12 protein-coding genes are annotated in these 19,709 nt (G+C 71.3%); 3 read left to right on the top strand and 9 right to left on the bottom strand.

The window, feature by feature from the left end; genetic code table 11:
• Positions 1 to 170 precede the first annotated feature (170 nt).
• The 4 genes from AB0H53_RS02950 to speB all read right to left on the bottom strand — a co-directional run bounded on the left by AB0H53_RS02950 (position 171) and on the right by speB (position 7,986).
• Positions 171 to 3,902: an ABC transporter ATP-binding protein gene (locus AB0H53_RS02950; RefSeq protein ID WP_362106174.1), complete on the bottom strand. Its 3,732-nt coding sequence runs from the start codon at positions 3,900 to 3,902 to the stop codon at positions 171 to 173.
• A 155-nt stretch (positions 3,903 to 4,057) separates the two neighbouring features.
• Positions 4,058 to 4,933, bottom strand: coding sequence for a serine hydrolase (locus tag AB0H53_RS02945; protein ID WP_362106437.1), 876 nt, complete (start codon positions 4,931 to 4,933; stop codon positions 4,058 to 4,060).
• Between the two features lie 140 nt (positions 4,934 to 5,073).
• The gene (locus AB0H53_RS02940) at positions 5,074 to 6,756 is read right to left on the bottom strand and encodes a thiamine pyrophosphate-binding protein (RefSeq protein WP_362106171.1); all 1,683 of its coding nucleotides are present in this window, start codon (positions 6,754 to 6,756) and stop codon (positions 5,074 to 5,076) included.
• Positions 6,757 to 7,005: 249 nt separating this feature from the next.
• Positions 7,006 to 7,986, bottom strand: a complete 981-nt coding sequence (speB, locus tag AB0H53_RS02935) for an agmatinase (RefSeq protein WP_362106169.1) — start codon at positions 7,984 to 7,986, stop codon at positions 7,006 to 7,008.
• A gap of 157 nt (positions 7,987 to 8,143) precedes the next feature.
• Between speB and AB0H53_RS02930 the strand changes: the two genes are divergently transcribed.
• Positions 8,144 to 9,562, top strand: a complete 1,419-nt coding sequence (locus AB0H53_RS02930; protein ID WP_362106166.1) for a PucR family transcriptional regulator — start codon at positions 8,144 to 8,146, stop codon at positions 9,560 to 9,562.
• 36 nt (positions 9,563 to 9,598) lie between these two features.
• Here the strand turns inward: AB0H53_RS02930 and AB0H53_RS02925 are convergent, their stop codons facing one another.
• The 3 genes from AB0H53_RS02925 to AB0H53_RS02915 form a co-directional block, all read right to left on the bottom strand.
• On the bottom strand, positions 9,599 to 10,387 hold the full coding sequence (locus AB0H53_RS02925) for a SprT family zinc-dependent metalloprotease (protein WP_362106163.1): 789 nt from the start codon (positions 10,385 to 10,387) through the stop codon (positions 9,599 to 9,601).
• Positions 10,388 to 10,392: 5 nt separating this feature from the next.
• Positions 10,393 to 13,944, bottom strand: a complete 3,552-nt coding sequence (locus AB0H53_RS02920) for a type I restriction endonuclease (protein WP_362106160.1) — start codon at positions 13,942 to 13,944, stop codon at positions 10,393 to 10,395.
• A 100-nt stretch (positions 13,945 to 14,044) separates the two neighbouring features.
• Positions 14,045 to 14,359 (bottom strand): hypothetical protein, encoded by a 315-nt coding sequence (locus AB0H53_RS02915; protein WP_362106157.1) that lies wholly within the window; start codon positions 14,357 to 14,359, stop codon positions 14,045 to 14,047.
• Positions 14,360 to 14,874: 515 nt separating this feature from the next.
• On the opposite strand from AB0H53_RS02915, the gene AB0H53_RS02910 reads away from it, so the two are divergent.
• Both AB0H53_RS02910 and AB0H53_RS02905 read left to right on the top strand, forming a co-directional pair.
• Complete coding sequence (locus AB0H53_RS02910) at positions 14,875 to 15,669, top strand: helix-turn-helix transcriptional regulator (RefSeq protein ID WP_362106154.1); 795 nt, start codon at positions 14,875 to 14,877, stop codon at positions 15,667 to 15,669.
• Complete coding sequence (locus tag AB0H53_RS02905) at positions 15,662 to 15,874, top strand: DUF397 domain-containing protein (RefSeq protein WP_362106152.1); 213 nt, start codon at positions 15,662 to 15,664, stop codon at positions 15,872 to 15,874. The genes AB0H53_RS02910 and AB0H53_RS02905 overlap by 8 nt, the downstream gene beginning before the upstream one ends.
• Here AB0H53_RS02905 and AB0H53_RS02900 read toward each other — a convergent pair.
• Positions 15,858 to 17,054: a restriction endonuclease subunit S gene (locus tag AB0H53_RS02900; RefSeq protein ID WP_362106149.1), complete on the bottom strand. Its 1,197-nt coding sequence runs from the start codon at positions 17,052 to 17,054 to the stop codon at positions 15,858 to 15,860. The genes AB0H53_RS02905 and AB0H53_RS02900 overlap by 17 nt on opposite strands.
• On the bottom strand, positions 17,044 to 19,641 hold the full coding sequence (locus AB0H53_RS02895; protein ID WP_362106146.1) for a class I SAM-dependent DNA methyltransferase: 2,598 nt from the start codon (positions 19,639 to 19,641) through the stop codon (positions 17,044 to 17,046). Before AB0H53_RS02895 ends, AB0H53_RS02900 begins: the two co-directional genes overlap by 11 nt.
• Between the last annotated feature and the right edge of the window lie 68 nt (positions 19,642 to 19,709).

Raw genomic sequence — 19,709 nt, 5'->3', positions numbered from 1 at the left:
CATCGAACACACTTGCTCTCCTTTGCCTCGTGAGCGTACGTGCGTACGACGCGCCGGAGAGACGGAGGGTTGCGTTCCGCCCGCAGTGCCCGCCTCCCCCGGCGGGACCCGGGGCGGAGAGGGGGCGGGAGCGTCGCCGGGCTCGCCCCCGCCCGCTCCGCCCGCCGGGGCTACGCCGTCGGCGCCGGGACCTCCTCGCCCACGAAGGTGCGCCACAGCTCGGCGTACCGGCCCCCGCGCGCCAGCAGCTCCTCGTGGGTGCCGTCCTCGGCGACCCGGCCGTGGTCCATGACCACGACCCGGTCGGCGCGGGCCGCCGTCGTCAGCCGGTGGGCGACCACCAGCGTGGTGCGGCGGCCCGCCAGGCGGTCCGTCGCCTGGTTGACCTGGGCCTCGGTCGCCAGGTCCAGCGCGGCCGTCGCCTCGTCCAGGAGCAGCACGTCGGGGTCGACCAGCTCCGCGCGGGCCAGCGCGATGAGCTGGCGCTGACCCGCCGAGAGGTTCCGCCCGCGCTCGGCGACCTCGTGGAGGTAGCCGCCGTCCAGCGTGGCGATCATCTCGTGGGCGCCGACTGCCCGGGCGGCGGCCTCCACCTCGGCGTCACTGGCCCCGGGGCGCCCGTACGCGATGGCGTCGCGCACCGTGCCCGCGAAGAGGTACGCCTCCTGCGGCACGACTCCGAGACGGTGCCGGTAGCCGGTGAGGTCCAGTTCCCGCAGGTCGGTGCCGTCCGCGGTGACCCGCCCCGACGTCGGGTCGTAGAACCGGGCGACCAGCTTGACCAGGGTGGACTTGCCCGCGCCGGTCTCGCCGACGAACGCCACGGTCTGCCCGGCCGGGATGCGCAGGTTCACCCCGCTGAGCGCCGCCTCCTTGCCGCCGGCGTCGTCGCCGCCGTACTCGAAGGAGACCTCCTCGAAGGCGATCTCACCGCGCAGGGACCGCACCTCCAGCGGCCGGGCCGCCCGCGCCGTCGACGTGGGCACCCGCAGCAGCTCCTGCATCCGTCCCAGCGAGACCGACGCCTGCTGGTATCCGTCGAAGACCTGCGAGAGCTGCTGGACCGGGGCGAAGAACAGGTCGATGTAGAGCAGGTAGGCCACCAGGGCGCCGGTCGTCAGCGTGCCCGCCTGCACCCGGCCCGCGCCCACGATGAGCACCGCAGCCGCGGCGACGGAGGACAGCAGCTGGACGAACGGGAAGTAGATCGAGATCAGCCACTGGCCGCGCACCCGGGCCGACCGGTACGCGGCGCTGCGCTCGGCGAACCGCGCCGCGCCCGTGCGCTCGCGCCGGAACGCCTGCACGATCCGCAGCCCGGCCACCGACTCCTGGAGGTCGGCGTTGACGACGCTGATCCGCTCCCGGGCCAGCTCGTACGCCTTCACGCTGGAGCGGCGGAAGAAGACCGTGCCGATCACCAGGACCGGCAGGGTCGCGAAGACGACGAGCGCGAGCTGGACGTCGATGACGACGAGGGCGACCATGATGCCGAAGAAGGTGACCACCGAGACGAAGGCGGTGACCAGACCGGTCTGGAGGAAGGTCGACAGGGCGTCCACGTCCGTCGTCATCCGGGTCATGATCCGCCCGGTCAGCTCCCGCTCGTAGTAGTCGAGCCCGAGCCGCTGGAGGTGCGCGAAGATCTTCAGCCGCAGCGCGTAGAGCACCCGCTCGCCGGTCCGCCCGGTCTTCCGGATCTCACCGGTCTGCGCGGCCCACTGGAGCACCACGGTCAGCAGCGCGAGCGCCGAGGCCGCCCACACCGCGCCGAGCGCGGCCCGCTCGACGCCCTCGTCGATGCCGTGCCGGATCAGGATCGGCAGCAGCAGGCCCATGCCCGCGTCGACCGCGACCAGCGCCAGGCTGACCAGCAGGGGCGGGCCGAAGCCGCCCAGCAGGCGGCGCAGCCCGTAGGACTCCTCGGGCCGCACGGCCCGCTCCTCGTCCACGTCCGGCGCATCGGTGGCCGGCGGGAGCGCCTCCACCTGCGCGAGCAGCTCGGGGGTGGCACCGGGCGCGGCGGAGGGGGCCACCGGTTCGTCGCGCTGCCACAGGGCCGGGGTGATGCCGCGCTCGGCGTCGAACTCGGCGTCCAGCTCCTCCCGTACCGAGCGGTCCTCCTCCGGGTCGGGGGCGGGCGGGGCGTGCCCGGGCGAGACACCGCCCAGCTCGTCGGGGTCGGTCAGCAGCCGCCGGTACAGGGCGCAGCGCCGCTGGAGCTCGTCATGGGTGCCGATGTCGGCCAGCCGCCCGCCGTCCAGCACGGCGATCCGGTCGGCGAGGTTGAGCGTGGAGCGGCGGTGCGCGATGAGCAGGGTGGTGCGGCCGGCCATCACCGACCGCAGCGCCTCGTGGATCTCGTGCTCGACCCGGGCGTCCACCGCCGACGTGGCGTCGTCCAGGAGCAGCAGCCGGGGGTCGGTGAGGATGGCGCGGGCCAGCGCCACGCGCTGGCGCTGCCCGCCGGACAGGGTCAGCCCGTGCTCGCCGACGGTGGTGTCGTACCCGTCGGGCAGCTCGGCGATGAACCGGTGCGCCTGCGCGGCGCGGGCCGCCGCCAGGATCTCCTCCTCGGTGGCGTCGGGCCGGCCGTAGGCGATGTTGGCGCGGACGGTGTCGGAGAAGAGGAAGCTGTCCTCCGGTACCAGGCCGATGGCGGCCCGCAGCGACTCCAGGGTCAGCTCGCGCACGTCGTGCCCGCCGACCAGGACCGCGCCGCGGGTCACGTCGTAGAAGCGCGGCAGGAGCATCGAGACGGTGGACTTGCCGCTGCCGGAGGAGCCGACGACGGCGACCGTCTCGCCGGGGCGGATCTCCAGCGAGAAGCCGTCCAGGACGGGGCGCCCGTCCTCGTACGCGAACGACACGTCGTCGAACTCGACGCTCGCCGGGACGTCCGCCGGGAGCTCCTTGGTGCCGTCCCGCATCACCGGCTCGGTGTCGATGAGCTCCAGTACGCGCTCCACGCCGGCGCGGGCCTGCTGGCCGACGGTGAGCACCATGGCGAGCATCCGGACCGGTCCGACGAGCTGGGCCAGGTAGGTGGAGAAGGCCACGAAGGTGCCCAGGGTGATCTGGCCCCGGGTGGCCAGCCAGCCGCCGAGGGCCAGCATGGCGACCTGGCCGAGCGCCGGCACGGCCTGGAGGGCGGGGGTGTAGCGGGCGTTGAGCTTGATGGTGCGCAGCCGGCCGGCGAACAGCTTCCGGCTCGCCTCGCGCAGCTTGCCGGTCTCCTGCTCCTCCTGCCCGAAGCCCTTGACCACCCGTACGCCGGAGACGGCACCGTCCACGACGCCGGCGACCGCGGCGGCCTGGGACTGCGCGTACCAGGTCGCGGGGTGCAGCCGCACCCGGCTGCGCTTGGCGACGAACCACAGGGCGGGGGCGACGGCCAGCGCCACCAGCGTGAGCGGCGGGGACAGCCAGGCCATCACGGCCAGGGAGATCAGGAAGAGCAGGACGTTCCCGATGGTCATCGGGAGCATGAACAGCAGGCCCTGGATCAACTGGAGGTCACTGGTGGCACGCCCGACGACCTGGCCGGTGGACAGCTCGTCCTGACGCCGCCCGTCCAGCCGGGTGATCGTCGCGTACATGTCGGTGCGCAGGTCGTGCTGGACGTCCAGGGCCAGCCGGCCGCCGTAGTACCGGCGGATGTAGGTCAGGACGTAGACGACGGCGGCGGCGGCGAGCAGCAGCCCCGTCCACACGGCGAGGGACCGGGTGCCGGACCCGATGACGTCATCGATGACGACCTTGGTGATCAGGGGGACGAGGGCCATCACGGCCATGCCCGCCAGGGAGGACCCGAGGGCGAGCACGACATTGCGCCGGTACCGCCAGGCGTATCCGGCCAGCCGTCGTGCCCACCCTTGTTCCGCCGCCTCAGCCGCCGCCACGTGGTGCCTCCCGTTCGTCTGTTCTGCCGGAAGGCACCAACGCGCTCACATGCGATTTTCATCCCGCTGCAACAGAGCGGGCCCGGGTGGTGGCGGCTGGCGCACCGCGCGCCCGGATGGTCCCGGCCGGTCCGCCGGCCGGCCGGGACCCCTTCTCAGCGCGCCGGACCGGTCTCGGGCACCGGCGGGATCGACTCCTGCGGCGCGGCGGGCGGCGTGAACATCATGCGGGCGCCGGCCGTCGGGTTGAGGTCCTTGTGGACGGCGCGGGCGACTGCCTGGATGGTGTTGACGCCGTCCTGCATCGTCGCGTTGCCGTGGGTGAGCACGGTGATCTGGTAGTTGTGCGCCGTGCCGGTGAAGGCGCCGATGGAGTGCACGCGCCAGCCGTGGGTGGAGCGCGGCAGCCAGCCGTTCTTCACGTGGATCTTGGCAGTGCTGGGCGCGCCGGCCGGGGTGCCCCAGCGCTGCTCGGGCACGACCTTGTTCATCAGTTCGAGGATGTAGCCGCGTGAGGCGTCGGTGAGGACGGTGTTCTTCGCGGTGATCAGCGCCAGCAGCTTCTGCTGGTCACGGGCGGTGATCTGGGTCAGGCCCCAGTAGCCGCCGGAGCCGGGGACGGTCCTGGTCATGCCGGCCGCGGTGAGGAAGCCCTTGACCTTGGTCACGCCCAGCTGCTTCCACAGCGCGCTGGTGGCGTTGTTGTCGGACTTGGTGATCATGGCCACGGCGTGCGACTTCTCGGTCGCGGTCAGGGCCCGCTTGGACTTCTGCGCGTCCCACAGCAGGGTGGCCAGCACGGTGGTCTTGACCACGCTGGCGGAGTCGAACTGCGTGTCCGGGCGCAGTACGCAGCTGGTTTTCGTGACGCGGTCGTTGACGAGGATCGCGGTGGTGGACGTGCGCCCCTTGAGGGCGGCGGTGATGTCCTGCACCAGCTTGGCGGCGAGGCCCGCCCGCTGGGAGGTGCACGCCACGGCCGGGGTGGCGGCGGTGGCGGGCGTGACGGTGGCGGCGGTCGGCAGGAGCACCCCGAGGGCGACCGCGGCGCACACGGCCCCGCGCCTGCGGCGGGATATGGAGAGTCGGTTCACGCATCAGAAGACTCGGCGGCGCGCGAAAAGTTGTACGCGCGGGGCCAGTGCGTTCGGCCGGCCCCGCGCGATTCCCGTCACAGGTGCGTCGGCGCGAACATCCGCAGCAGGGCCGGGAGCACGACCACCGAAGGGCCGGGTCCGGCAAGGGACTTGGCGAGGTCCTCGCGGAGGTCCCGCGGTGTCGTCCGGACGGCCGGGACGCCGAACGACTCGGCGAGCGCGACGAAGTCCGGGCGGGTCAGCTCGGTGCCGGTCGCCTCGCCGAAGGCGTCCGTCATGTACTCGCGGAGGATGCCGTAGCCGCCGTCGTCGACGATCAGCCAGGTGACGTCCAGCCCGTACTGGCGGGCCGTGGCCAGTTCCGCGATCGAGTACATGGCGCCGCCGTCACCGGAGACGGCCAGCACGGGCCGCGTCGGGTCGGCCACCGCCGCGCCGAGCGCCGCCGGGAAGCCGTAGCCGAGGCCGCCGGCGCCCTGGGCGGAGTGCATGGTGTTGGGGCGGCGGGCGTCGAAGGCGGACCAGGCCCAGTAGGCGAGGATCGTCATGTCCCAGAAGCTGGGCGCGTCGTCCGGCAGGGCCTCGCGCACGGCGCCGAGGACCTGGCGCTCCAGGGCGAGGTCCTGTCCGTCGATCCGGTCCCGGACCTTCTCCAGCACCCCGCGCACCCGGCCGGCGGCGTGCTCGTCCTCCCGTACCGGCACCGTCTCCAGGAGGGCTGAGAGGGCGAGCCGCGCGTCGGCGTGGATGCCGATGGCGGGATGGTTGGACTCCAGCTTGCCGGGGTCGGCCTCGATCTGGATCACCCGGCCGCGGGGCGCGAAGGTGTGGTAGTTCGAGGACAGCTCGCCGAGCCCGGAGCCGACGACGAGGAGGACGTCGGCGTCCTCCAGGAAGTCGGTGGTGTGCCGGTCCTCCAGCCAGGACTGGAGGGACAGCGGGTGCTCCCAGGGGAAGGCGCCCTTGCCGCCGAAGGTGGTGACGACGGGTGCGCTGATCCGCTCCGCCAGGGCCAGGAGCTTGCCGGAGGCGTCGGCGCGTACGACTCCGCCACCCGCGACGATCACGGGCCGCTCGGCGTTCGCCAGCAGGTGCGCGGCGACGGCCGTCAGCTCGGGCCGGGGCGCGAGGTCGGCGGGGGTGGCGTCCATGGCGGTGACCACGGGGAGGACGGTCCCGGCCGACAGCACGTCCTGCGGGATCTCCACCCAGACCGGGCCGTGGGGCGCCGTCAGCGCGGACTGCCAGGCGGCGGCGATCGCGGACGGGATCTGCGACTGCGTCCGCGCGGTGTGCACGGACTTGACGATGTCGCGGAACGAGGCCTGCTGGTCGCGCAGTTCGTGCAGGTAGCCGTGGCGCCCGCCGCCCAGCCCGGCGGCCGGGACCTGGCTGCCGATGGCGAGGACCGGCGCGGAGCCGGCGGCCGCCTCCTGGAGCGCGGCCAGCGACATCAGGGCGCCGGGCCCGGTGGACAGCAGCAGCGGCGCGGCCTCACCGGTGAGGCGGCCGTAGGCGTCGGCGGCGAAGCCCGCGTTGTTCTCGGCGCGCAGCCCCACGTAGCGGAGGCCGGAGCGGCGCACCGCGTCGAACATGCCGAGCGCGTGCTGGCCGGGCAGCCCGAACACCGTGGTGGCCCCGAGCCCGGCCAGCGTCTCGACGACGAGGTCCCCACCGGTACGGCCGGCCGGCGGATGGAGCGCCGCATCGGTCTGCGCGGCGGTGGGCCGCAGCACGAGGTCGTGGTCGTGGGTCACGCCTTCTCCTTGTCGAGGCTCGGTTCGCCTCCGGGGCGCCTGTCGGCGATGTCGACGGTCGATCGTGCTCGGTTCCTCGTTGCTCGGAACCTCCGCGTCCCCCTGCCCCGGCGGGGGGGGGACCCGTCCCTTTCGACATCACCGTGCCCCTTCGGCTCACTCGCCACAGGTTCCGCAGGTGGGCCGTGCGGGTCCCCGGGGCCGGGACCTCATGGTTCCGCACCCCGGGGGCGGGCCGGGCGCGGGGGGTTACTCCGCGGCCGGGGCGCGGCCCGCGGCGATCTGGCGGGACATGATCGTCGTCAGCTCGTACGCCGTGTGGGACGCGGCGACCGAGGTGATCTCGGCGTGGTCGTACGCCGGGGCGACCTCGACGACGTCGGCGGAGACCAGGTTGCAGGAGGCCAGGCCGCGCAGGATCTCCAGCAGCTCGCGGGAGGTCATGCCACCCGCCTCGGGGGTGCCGGTGCCGGGGGCGTGGGCCGGGTCGAGGCAGTCGATGTCGATGGAGATGTACAGCGGGCGGTCGCCGATGCGCTGGCGGAGCTGGTCGGCGACCTCGTCGGCGCCGCGCCGGTAGACGTCGGCGGAGGTGACGATGCCGAAGCCCATCTTCTCGTCGTCGGTCAGGTCCTGCTTGCCGTACAGCGGGCCGCGGGTACCGACGTGGGACAGCGCCTCGGTGTCGAGGATGCCCTCCTCGACGGCGCGGCGGAACGGGGTGCCGTGGGTGTACTCGGCGCCGAAGTAGGTGTCCCAGGTGTCCAGGTGGGCGTCGAAGTGGAGCAGGGCGACCGGGCCGTGCTTCTTGGCGACCGAGCGCAGCAGGGGCAGGGCGATGGTGTGGTCGCCGCCCAGGGTCATCAGGCGGGCACCGGTGCCCAGCAGGTCGTCGGCGGCGGCCTCGACGGTCTCCACGGCCTCGTTGATGTTGAACGGGTTGACGGCGATGTCTCCGCCGTCGGCGACCTGGGCGAGCGCGAAGGGCGAGGCGTCCTGCGCCGGGTTGTACGGGCGCAGCAGCCGGGACGCCTCACGGATGGCGTTGCCGCCGAACCGGGCGCCGGGCCGGTAGGAGACCCCGGAGTCGAAGGGCACGCCGACGACGGCGACATCGGCGGTGCCGACCTCGTCGAGGCGCGGCAGCCGCGCGAACGTCGCCGGTCCGGCGTACCGCGGGACGCGGGACGAGTCGATGGGGCCGCGCGGCGTCTCGTGGGTGCTGCTCATGATCGGTTGGCCTTCTTTCGGTCGTCAGGTACTGCTTCGTCCGGGTATGCGCTGCTTCGAGTGTGCATGGCCGGTCGGGACGACAGTAAGTGGCCCAGGCGCGGCGCTGAAGTGTACGTTTCCTCCATTGTCAGGGCTTCGGATGGAGGAAGCGTCCATGACGGAACCCGCCGCCGGTCCCGTGCCCGCCCCACCGGCGCCCCCGGTCCCGCTGAGCGCGCTGCTCTCCCTCGAGGAGCTGGGCCTGCGACTGCTCGCCGGGCCGCTCGGGACCGACGTCCACTGGGTGCACACCTCCGAGATGGCCGACCCTTACCCGTACCTGCTGGGCGGCGAGCTGCTGATGACGGCGGGCGTGCAGCTCACGGACCCCGAGCGGTACGTCGCGCGGGTCGTCGAGGCGGGCGCGGCGGCGCTCGGCTTCGGCGTGACGCCGGTGTACGACACGGTGCCGGAGGGCCTGGTCACGGCGTGCGCCCGGCACGGGCTGCCGCTGCTGGAGGTACCGCCCAGGACGCCGTTCGCGGCGGTGGGGCGCGCGGTCTGGCGCCTCATGGCGGAGGCCCGCCACCGGGAGCTGCGCCGGGTGACGGAGGCGCAGCAGTCGCTCGCCACCGCCGCGGCACGCCCCGACCCGGTGCCCGCCGTCCTGCGCGCGCTGGCGTCCCGGCTGGCGGGGCGAGCCGCGCTGTACGCCCCGGACGGCGCGGAGCGGGCGGCGGCGGGCCGGCCCGTGGAGCCTGCGGCCCGGGAGGCACTGGCCCGCCTGGTGCGGGTCCTGCACACCGGCGCCCGCCCCGCCTCGGCGGCCGACACCGCGGGCGGCGCCCACCTCGCCGCCTACGCCCTCGGGGGCGGCCAGGGCCTCGCGCTGGGCCTCGCCTCGGGGCGCCGGGAGGCGGGCGACCACACGATCGCGGGCGTCGCGGTGGTCCTCCTGTCGCTGCTCACCGCTCCGCACCAGGGCGCCGACGAGGCCACGCGCTCCGCCGCCCTGGTCCGGCTGCTGCTGGGCGCCGCCCCCGCCGAGGTCGCCCCGCTCCTGGGCGACGCCCCGTGGACCGTGGTGCACGCGCGCGGCGAGGGCGCCCCGCCGCACACCCCGCCCCCGCTGGGCACGCCGCTGGTGGACGCCCGGGAGGGCACCGTACGGGCGCTGCTGCCCGCCGGCCGCGACGTCGCCCCGCACCCGGGCTGGACCCTCGGGGCCAGCGCCCCGGTGGACGCCGACGGGCTGGGCGCGGCGGACCTCCAGGCGGCCCGCGCCCTGCGCCGCGGCCGGGCGGCACACCTGCCTCTGGCCCGGCACCGCCCCGGCGGCATCGGCGCCCTGCTGGACCCGGACGAGGCGGCGGCGTACGCCCGCGCGCTCCTGGCCCCGCTGCCGGAGCCCCTGACGGAGACCCTGCGCACCTGGCTGTCCCTGCACGGCAGCTGGGACCGCACGGCCGCGGCGCTGGGGGTGCACCGCAACACGGTCCGGCAGCGGATCGGCCGGTGCGCGGCGCTGCTGGCCATGGACCTGGACGACGCGGAGGCGCGGATGGAGCTGTGGTTCGCGCTGCGGTGGTGGTGACCCCTGGGGCAGACACCGGGGCTTCGGCCGCCGGAGCTACGCCGCGATGTCCCCCATCCACATGCGCCGCCCCAGCTCGTCGAGTTCCGCCTTGCGCTCCTCGTACTCGGGAAGGGCCCGGCCGAGCAGCGCCCAGAAGTCCGAGCCGTGGCCGTGGATCCTGACGTGGGCGAGCTCGTGGGCCACGACGTAGTCCACGAGGTGCATGGGGAGCTGGAACAGCGGCCAGCCGAGACTCATGCGCCCCTTCTCCCGGTTGTCGGCACCGGGCCGGTAGCTCCCCCAGCGTCCCCCGAGGTCGGACACGTCCAGGTCGGGCTCGGGCACTCCCATGCGGGCCGCCCACGGCTGAAGACGTCCCACGGCCCACCGTCGGCCGGCTCGGCAGTACCAGGCGGTGAGCGCCGCCCGCCCCCGGGTGGCTTCGGAGGCCTGCGCCGCGCTGAGAACGAGCCGTCCGGCGACCAGCCGCACAGGCGCCTCCGCCGCGCACTCATGGTCAACGGTGAGCCGGTACGTACGCCCCAGGTAGCGGAAGACCTCGCCCTCCACGAGGCGCTTGGGCGGGGTCAGCGGGCGGGTCCGTTCACGAAGGGCGACCTTGTCCGCTACCCAGGCCCGGTGTGCCCGGACGAAGTCCGCCGCGTCGGCCGCGGGACGCCCCTGGGGCGCGTGCAGCGTTACCTCTGCGTCCAGCTCCACCGTGAGCGCGAACCGTTTCCGCCGCGAGCTGACGCGTACGTCCAGCACCAAACCGTCAACGGCGAGCCGGTCGCCCTCGGCGAGGGCGACCGGTGAGGCGGAGTCGACGGTGGAGGCGGTCACTCTACCTATTCTCCCCTCAGCCTCGCCCGGAACGAGTCCTGGTTGCCGTTGGCGTACGCCGCGAGTCCCTGGGCGAGCGCGCTGAGCGGATCCCATCCCGAGTCGCCCGGCAGCACCCCGTGATGGAGAAGCGCGGTCTCGATCTCACCGGCGAGAAGGGTGATGTCCTGATCCTGGCCCTGGTAGGACTTCTTGCCCATGATCCGGGCCGCCGTCTCACACACCGCTTCGGCCATGGCCCGCAGGTCCGCCCCGCTCGTGTCGATGTCCGGGTTCTCCACCGCGTCCCTGTCCAGCAGGCGGTACACCACCTGTTCCAGCCGAGTGAGTCCCGCCAGCCTCGGGTCCTCCTCCGTCTCCCGGCGCACCTGTTCGAAGAGCGGCCCGAACTCCTGGATCTGGTCCTCGAACCGGCCGGGCATCTGGCGCAGGATCTCCTCCAGCCGCTGCGAGAGCCTGGCGTACTTCTCCGGGTCCTCACGCTTCACCCGCTCCTCCAGGTGGAAGCGCAGGGCATGCCCCATCTCGGCCGCCGCCTCGCGCGCGGGCATGGCTCGCACCTTCTCGTCGAACAGCGGCGACGCCAGCGACACGGGGGCGATCACCTGGTCGATCTCCGGGCCTTCCAGGTGCTCGGCGACCAGCGAGCGCACCTTGCGTCCGTACATGCGCATCGTGAAGGCGCCGCCCGCCGCATCGCGGTGGAGAGTACGAATCCGCTTTTGGAGCAGCCCCCAGCGGCGGGCCTCGCCCACGTAGTCCAGGCCGCGCTCATGCGGAAGGACCCGCTCCAGCGTGGCGAGGAACTCGTGCAGGACCTGATCGAAGCCCTGGCGGACGGTCTCGTCGTCGAAGGCAAGGGCGGCGGACCGCACGGCGGCGAAGTCGACGAGGTCGGCGTCGATGACACCGGCGTGGTCGCGAAGGTACCGGCGCACCTCCTCCGCCGCCGGTTCCAGAGCTTTGATCTCCACGGACATGCTGCGCATCGTGTCGTCGACGTCGGCCGCCTTGTAGTCGGCGAGCGCGTTGGTCAGGTGCTCGAAGACCCCGTAGTAGTCGACGACGTACCCGATCTCCTTGCCCGGCATGGGCCGGTTCACCCGGGCCACGGCCTGGAGCAGCTCTGCGTCCCGGATCGGCCGGTCCAGGTAGAGCGCCTGCTCGCGCGGGGCGTCGAAGCCCGTGAGGAGCATGGACTTGACGATCAGGAAGGCGATGGGGCTCTCGGGGTGCACGGGGTCAGGTTCCGTGTTCGGCCTCCCGCGCGGGTCGGTGCCTTCCTCGGACCACGGGTTGCCCCCGGTGGCCGCCGGGGCCTGAGGCTCGTTCGCCGGGGCGTGGAAGGGCGTGGTGACGACCCAGTCGGGTTCCGGCGACAGCACGGGGAACGCCTTGTGGAACCGCTCGATGTACGCGGCCTGCCGCACCGGGTCCGTCCAGTGCAGCCACTCGCGCCGCTTGCGCTCCGTGCCGGGCGAGACGACCGGCACGAAGTCGATCCGCCGCAGCAGCGACCGGAACGGGTACGCCTGGAAGAGGTAGCGGGTCCGCCGGTCCATCTGCTCGATCGGCGTCCCGGCGATCGACTCCGGACGGAACTCGGCCAGCTCGGCCAGCAGAGAGTCCCGCGCCGCCCGCAGCGCGTGGTGGTACTCGACGGCCGCCTTCCGGCTGACCGCCGCGACCTGCGCCTTGAAGCCGCCGCCCGGCAGCACCGTGGTCACCCAGTGCTCCAGCATGTCCTCGGCCTTGGCACGGATCATCGGCGTCGACTCGGCGACGTCCCTCTCCGTGGGCCACCGGTGGAGCAGCTCGCGCCGCTCCTCCTCGCTGCGGTCCTTGATGAGGTCTTCGAAGCGCCGGTCCAGGCCCTCCTGGTCGAGAACGGTGCCTTCGCCGGTGCGGCCCTCGTAGCGGATGCGGACGACCACGCCGTCATGCTCGGCGTCCGCCATGCGGTACTCGTCGAGGAAGCCCCGGTCGGGGCCGCCGCTGAAGATCCGGCGCGTGTCCTCGGCCTTGCCGGTCATGATGGGGGTGCCGGTGAAGCCGATCTTCGCCGCGTTGGGGATCGCCTTGCGCAGGGCGGCGTGCAGCAGCTTTGTGTGGGACCGGTGCGCCTCGTCGACGAGGACGAGGATGTTGGGCGAGGTGTTGCACTCGGGAAAGTTCGGCACCGGCGGCAGTTTCGCCGCGCGCCGCTCCCGCCGGGCCTTCTCCGCGTCGTCGTACTCGGCGGCGAAGTCCCGGTCGTCGCCGTCCTCCTCCGCCTCGGCGGCGAAGGTGAAGCCGCCGGCCCCGTACTTCTGGATCATCGCGAACACGACCCGCCGACCGCCGTCCCGCAGCAACCCCTCCATCTGGGCCGCGTTCCTGGCGGTCTCCACCTCGGACTCGCTCAGCCGCAGCGTGCCGGCGAGCTGTTCCTGCAACTGCGTCCGGTCGGTGACGACGACCACCATGAACTCGCTGAGCCGATGGTGCAGATGGATCCGGCGGACGAGGAACGTCATGGTGAGGCTCTTGCCGGAGCCCTGGGTGTGCCAGATGACACCCCCGCGCTCGTCGTCGAGCACCGGTCCGCCACGCGCCTTGCCGGTGAGCAGCTTGCGGACGGCCTTCTCGGCGGCCCGGTACTGCTGGTGCCGGGCGACGGCCTTGACCGTCCGGGCGCCGCCCGACTCGGTCGGGACGGCCATCGGGATGACGTAGTGCCGGACGAATCTGAGCAGCGCCGCCGGGCGCAGGACGACGCCCACCAGCTTGTGGCGCTCGTTGAGCTTGTCGACGCCGTCGGGGAGCTCGGCGGCGAGCGCGGCCGCGTCCTCCGGCTCGACGCTCCGCCACGGGTGGAAGTGCTCCGGGGTGGAGGTGATCGTGCCGAGATAGGCGGTCTCCGCCGTCGCGGCCACGAGCAGCTGCACCGTACGGAAGAGCTCCGGGACTCCTGCGGGCAGCAGCCCGGCAGGGTCCCGCTCGTCGTCGGGGAGGGGCGATCCGGCGTAGTGCCGCAGATCGAGGACCGCGCTGCGGATCGGGTCGGCGAGGTCGGGGCTCTTGCACTCGACGGCGACGAGCGGAATGCCGTTTACGAAGAGGACGATGTCGAGGACCGACACGTCACCGGACCGGTTCCGTACGCGGAGCTGGTCGACGACGGTGAACTCGTTCCGGTCGGCGCGCTCCTCGTGCCACTCGACGTACTGGACCGTGGCGGACGGACCGCCATGCGCGGCGGACGGGTTGAAGAGCGTCAGTCCGCTGAGGAGGAGGTCGGTGGCGGCGAGGTTGGCCGCGTCGACACCCTGGCCGAGGGAGACCGAGGCGAGTTCGGAGATCGACCGCCTGATATCTGTCAGGTCCATCCACGGCCGGCTGTCGTCGGCCCGGACGTTGATGCGGCGCAGTGCCTTGATGAGCTGGTCGTCGAGGAACGGGGCACCGGCATCGAGCGTGCCGACGTCCTTGCCGGGGATGTGCGTCCAGCCCATCGCCTGCAGCTGCGCGACGGTCGGCCGCTCCACCTCGTCCCGCTCGAACTGCATCGCCGCCATTCCCCCACGCCTCTCGCCCGCCCACCACACCCGTGCAGGCGATCCATTCTGCGTGATGGGCTGGGGGCGGGCGAGAGTTCAAGCCGCCGGAGAGTTCCGGCTATTCGGGGTGATCGGCGCGAACGGCGCCTCCGATCAGACGGGCGCCCCGGCTCCGTGCGACGCGGTGCACCTCGCGCAGGGACTCCGACAGGCGGGCCACGACGTAGCGGAGCTGCTCGGGCGTGGCCGAGCGGTCGCTCAGCAGGTCCTCGACGTGACCGAGGAGATCGGCGGCCATGCCGAGCTGCACGCTCTCGATGTTGTCGGCGACACGGGAGACGTAGCCCTCGCCGTCACCGAGGAGATAACAAGGCTTCCCCTCGTCGCCGGTCCAGGGGAGCAGCCGAGCGGCCTGCGTGGTGTGCCGGATCATGCCGCGACCTCCCTTCCGTGGATGACGCGGGGGCCGATGTCGATGCCGTGCACGGCGAGCCAGAGGGCACGGCGACGGCCTCGCTGACGCCGGGCCTGGTCCTGACGGCGCTCGTGGGCGAGGAGATAGGGCCTGACGAGGGGGCTGTCCTCTCCTCGCAGGTATGGCTCCGGGGCGGGGGCAGGCCTGGGGCCGGGTTCAGGCAGGGGGCCCACAGGGAGGATGTGGGCGTATAGCGGACGGTGGCGTCCGGGTGGCGGAGGCCACAGGAGCCGCAGCAGCGGGTCGAGCATCCGGGCGATAATGTGCAACACATCGTCAACTCCCATGTAGTTGAGGGCCACGCCCCCGGACCGCTCACCTCGGTCGCGGGGGTCTCGCGTGTGCGGCTCCGCCGGGCGCATCTACTCGCCGGAACTGCACTCTGTAGCGATTCCCTCACAGCGTGAGACCGGCATGGCTACCCTGAACAGGGGGTTCGGTGTGACGCAGTGTTTGTCACAAGGGAGTTGACGATGACCAACGTCTACGGCGAGTGGCTGAAGGCCCAGCGCGAGGCGGCCGGCCTCACCCAGCAGGAGCTGGCCGATACCGCGATCATGACGCGCTCACACATTGCCCACATCGAGGCGGGCCGCCGGATTCCCTCCCAGGAGGACGCGCGGAGGCTGGACAGGGCGCTGGGCACGGGGAATGTGCTGCAGAGCTTCCTGCCGCAGGATGACGACACGATCGCCGATTACTTCGAGCCCGCGCGTCAACTCGAACAGCAGGCAACGATGATCAGAGAGTTCGCCTTCGCCTTCGTGCCCGGCATCCTCCAGACAGAGGGGTACGCGCGTGCGGTTCTGGGCACGACCTTCCCTCCCAGGAGTGACGAAGAACGTGACAGGCACGTTGTCACACGGATGGAACGATCCAAGGTCCTGGCAGACCCGGTGACGCCCGTAGTGTGGGCGCTGCTGGACGAGATGGTCCTACGGCGCCCGGTCGGTGGCCGAGAGGTCATGGCTGAACAGACCGCGCACATCATCCAGCTGGTAGAGAGCAGGCGTGTACGTGTACACATCCTTCCCGTAAGCCTCGGCGTCCATCCGCTCATGCAGGGCATGCTGACGCTGATGTGGTTCGAGGACCAGCCACCGACCGCGTACAGCGAAGGCGTCTCAGTCGGCAAGCTGCACGACTCCCCGTCCGTGGTCCAGCGCCTACAAGGCGTCTACGATCTGGCGCTGGGCGAGGCACTGCCCTCGCAAGAGTCACTGACCCTGATGCGGGCGATCTCGAAGGAACACGAAGACCATGAGTGAGCACACCATCGCAGACGCCTCCACGTTGAGCGGCTGGCGCAAGTCGTCGCACAGCGGGAACGAGTCGGGAAGTTGCGTCGAGGTCCTGGACGGATACCTGTCGGGCGTCCCGGTCCGCGACTCAAAGAACCCCCACGGCCCCGCCATTGTCTTCACCGCGACCAGCTGGTCCTCGTTTGTCAGCACATTCAAGACTGGGCGGTAACCCCGTCCCTCACGAGCATCCTGTCCACCAGCGCCTGCTTCATACGTCCCGTCTTAACCAACTCGACTGCCTCGCGAGCGATCACGACGTCAAACCCGTCGAGCACTCGGCAGATCTCACGCTGGACCTCCAAACCCGGAGAGGGCACGGGGAGAGTTCTCAGCTCAGACTTCGGCAGCTGAAACTGCCCGCTGGTACCCCGAAAACGGCCTACGATCCGCCGCCGAACCAACGGAGCCGTCAGCACCTCGCTCAGGTATCGTGCAGTGAAAACATCCGCCTTCGGCTTCAGCCGAAAAACGAGATCCGACAACATGAGCCGGGGAGGGACGTTCTCGGCCACGCATACCGAGCCGACGAGGTCCACGGAGCCGTTGACGCGCACCATCAGGATGTCTTCGTTCCGAATCTCATACTCCGGGCGTGCCTTGATTCCGTCAGGCAGCCTTTTTGTCTGCGTTGAATCGAATTTCCCACTGGTCACCGCCCCAAGCCTGATAACGCCCCATTCACCAGCAGCCGGAATGGCCTCGGGCCCCACTGAAGCAACTCCAACCTCCAGTGAGACTAGGGATTTCTCCAGCAGGATCTCCCGCCCAACAGCACCCAGATATTGCTCAGCCGCGGCTTCCCGAGCCACCTGAAGCTTCGCGATCGAGGCCTCAATCGCACGCTCTTGCGCCGACACCGCGTCGATCACCTCGACGATCCGACGCTGCTCTTGCAATGGCGGGAGCCGAAAGAAGTACCCGGCCAAATCGACTCGGTTCACCTTCGGAATTCCGGTGCGCCCCGATAGGGATTCGACGTAGCGGGAAAAATGCTCACTCAGAAGCACCACCATCAGGAAGCCTGATGTAATTTCCTCGCCTGGCCTCAACGGGTACGTGTCCGCCGAGCAAGTACCAGAAAAATCAGCCAGAGCGACCTTGCGAAGAGCCGGACGAATCTTACTAAAGATCACGTCCCCGGGCTGGACCACGTACTTGCCGCTCGACGCACCTTGATCCGCTGCAGATTCTCGCTTGATGATCTTCCCGGTCCGGGGCTCTATATGGTCCGGTGCCAAGAGCACACGGTTGCGGTACGGCTCCATGCGTGGATCGACCTGGCCAACGGGCAGGCTGACCAGGTCTGTCAAGCGTCGAAGCGGCCAGTCAGTACGAGCGTCACTTTGCATACCCAAGCTCCTTCAGGAACCCGTCCAGCATCGCCGCCGCGCGCTCGCGCTCTGCGCGGATCTCGGTCAGCGAGACCGCATACTTGTCCGTCCACACCCCGTACGCGTCGATCAACTCCCGTCGACGCCGCACCACATGCCCCTCCAGCTTTCCCGCCAGGTCGTCCCGCAGCAGCTCAAGGACCACCCGACGCTCCCCCTCCGGGTCCTCCGCCAACCGCTTCCGCGCCGCGATCAGCCTCGGCGGGTCCTCCGCCAGCTTCGCCGGGTCCGGCCAGGGGAACCAGAACTCCGCCTCCAGCTTCTTGACCCGCGCCGCCGTCTTCGTGCGCTCCTTCTTCACGTGCGCCAGCTCCGCGAGCTGCTCCACACTCAGCTCGACCCGCTCCCGTGTGACAGCGTCCTCGTCAGCCTCGGTCTCGCCGTCCTCCCCCGGCTCCGAGGGTTCCGCGTTGAGTTCCTTCCAGCGGGCGTCCAGCTCCGCCTTGCGGGCGTCCGCCTCCGCCAGTTCCGACAGGAACTCCGGGACGATCGCCGCGACCACCTTGTGGTCGTACGCCTGGCGCCGCTCCGCCGCCGTGCGCTTGCGCAGCTTCCGCGTCTTCGGGTCCTGTTCGGGCGCGAGCATCGTCTCGACGTTCTCGACCCAGCCGTCGAGGACTCCGGCGAAGCCGTTCTCCGAGAGGGCCAGCAAGTCGTACTTGGCCTCGTACCACCAGCCGGCCACCGCGCCGGCGAGCGCGTACCGGTCGAGCAGGCCGATCCCGCCGAGCCGCTTCACGAACGACTCGATCAGTGAACCCCGTACGGCCATCAGCGCCGCCTTGCGCTCCGAGGCCGTCAGGTCGGCCAGGCGCTCGTCCGTGGCGGCGACGGCCTCCAGGTGGCGGGCTTCCTCGTCCCACCACTTGGCGAAGGCCGTCCGCAGCGCCTCCTCGCGGGGGCGGGCCAGCTCCGCCAGCCGGGCCGCATCCGGGCGCTCGTCCTCCGGGAGGAAGTCGACGTACGCCGGGTCCACCGGGTCCCGCTCCGCGAACAGGTCCTCCAGCCGGATCCCGTACGCGTCGAGCAGGTCCTGCTTGGCCTCTACCTCGGCGCGCGGCATCCCGCCCGTCAGGTGGGCCCGCACGTCATGCGGCTCCGGCGGGGGCGTGTTGTCGACGTACCGGCGGATGTTGAGGTTGTAGTCGTTCTCCCGCAGTTCCTCGCGGTCGACCCACCGGGCGAAGCCGGGTACATCCTCCTGCGCGCGGAACGTGGTGACGATCTTCTCGGCGTGCTCGGGGAGGAGTACGTTCTGCGCCCGCTCCGCGTGGTACTCGCGGTCCGCGTTGATGAAGAGGATCTTGCCCTCGCGGTCGCGGTCCTTCTTGCCCGGAGGGCGGAGGACCAGGATGCAGGCGGGGATGCCCGTGCCGTAGAAGAGGTTCGGGGCGAGACCGATGACCGCCTCGATGGCGTCCTTCTCGATCAGCTCGGCGCGGATGTCCCGCTCGCCGCCGCCCCGGAAGAGCACACCGTGCGGCATGACCGTGATGACCATGCCGCCGTTCCCCTCCTGCTTGGTCATCCAGAGCATGTGCTGGAGGAACATCAGGTCGGCCTTGCCGCGCTCGCTCGTCGCGCCGTACTTCGCCCGCTCGGCCTTGTGCGGGTAGCTCTCGTACGAGTAGTCCATGGAGAACGGCGGATTGCTCAGCACGCCGTCATACCGGTCGTCGTCCGACTTCGGGACGTGCGCCGGTTCCGACAGGGTGTCGCCGGTCCGCAGGTCGAAGCGGGTGCTGACGCCATGCAGCACCATGTTCATCGTGGACATGATCCAGGAGCCGCTGTTGGCGTCCTGGCCCGCGAAGAACATGTTCGTGGCGTCGCCGCCGTGCTCTTCCACGTACTCCTTGGCGTGGATGAGCATGCCGCCCGAGCCGACGCAGGGGTCGTAGATGCGCGTGCCGTCCTTGGGGTCGAGCAGTTCGACCATCATCCGGACCACGGCACGCGGGGTGTAGAACTCGCCGCCCTTCCGGCCGGCCGTGTCGGCGAACTCCTTGATCAGGTACTCGTACGCGGCACCGATCAGGTCCGGGAACTCGAAGTCGGCCGTCCTGAGGCGCACCCGCCCGAAGTGGGCGATCAGCAGCTTCAGCCGCTGGTCGGCGAGCTTCGCCGCGCCGGCCGTGGCGCCCGAGCCGCCGATGCGGTTGAAGTCGAGCTGGTCGAAGAGGCCCTTGAGCTTGGCGTTCTGTCCTTCGAGGGCCTGGAGCGCGGGCCGCAGGTATTCCTCGTTGATGTTGTGGGTGGCTGACGAGACCCTGGCCCAGCGGGCCTTCTCCGGCACGAAGAGGACGCCACTGGTGTTGTAGGGGGTCGGCTTCTCCAGCCAGCCTTCGAGGTGTTCCCCGGTCAGGCCCCGCGGTGCGCTCTCCCGGATCCGCTCGCGCGCCGCCTCGAACTCGTCGTTGGCCCGCTTCAGGAACAGCAGGCCGAAGATGTAGTCCTTGTACTCGGAGGCGTCCATCGTGCCGCGGAGGATGTCCGCAGCGGCGAAGAGATGCCGCTCCAACTGCGCGAGCGTGAGTTTGGCCACGTCACCGTCTTCCCTGCGAGCCGATACGACCAGGGAACCCTACGGCGATTCGGGGCCGGGGTGAAACC

It is taken from the genome of Streptomyces sp. NPDC050856 (genome assembly GCF_040653855.1).
Lineage (GTDB): Bacteria > Actinomycetota > Actinomycetes > Streptomycetales > Streptomycetaceae > Streptomyces.
Note: the sequence above shows the minus strand (reverse complement) of the source record. Positions and strands in the feature narration are given on the sequence as shown.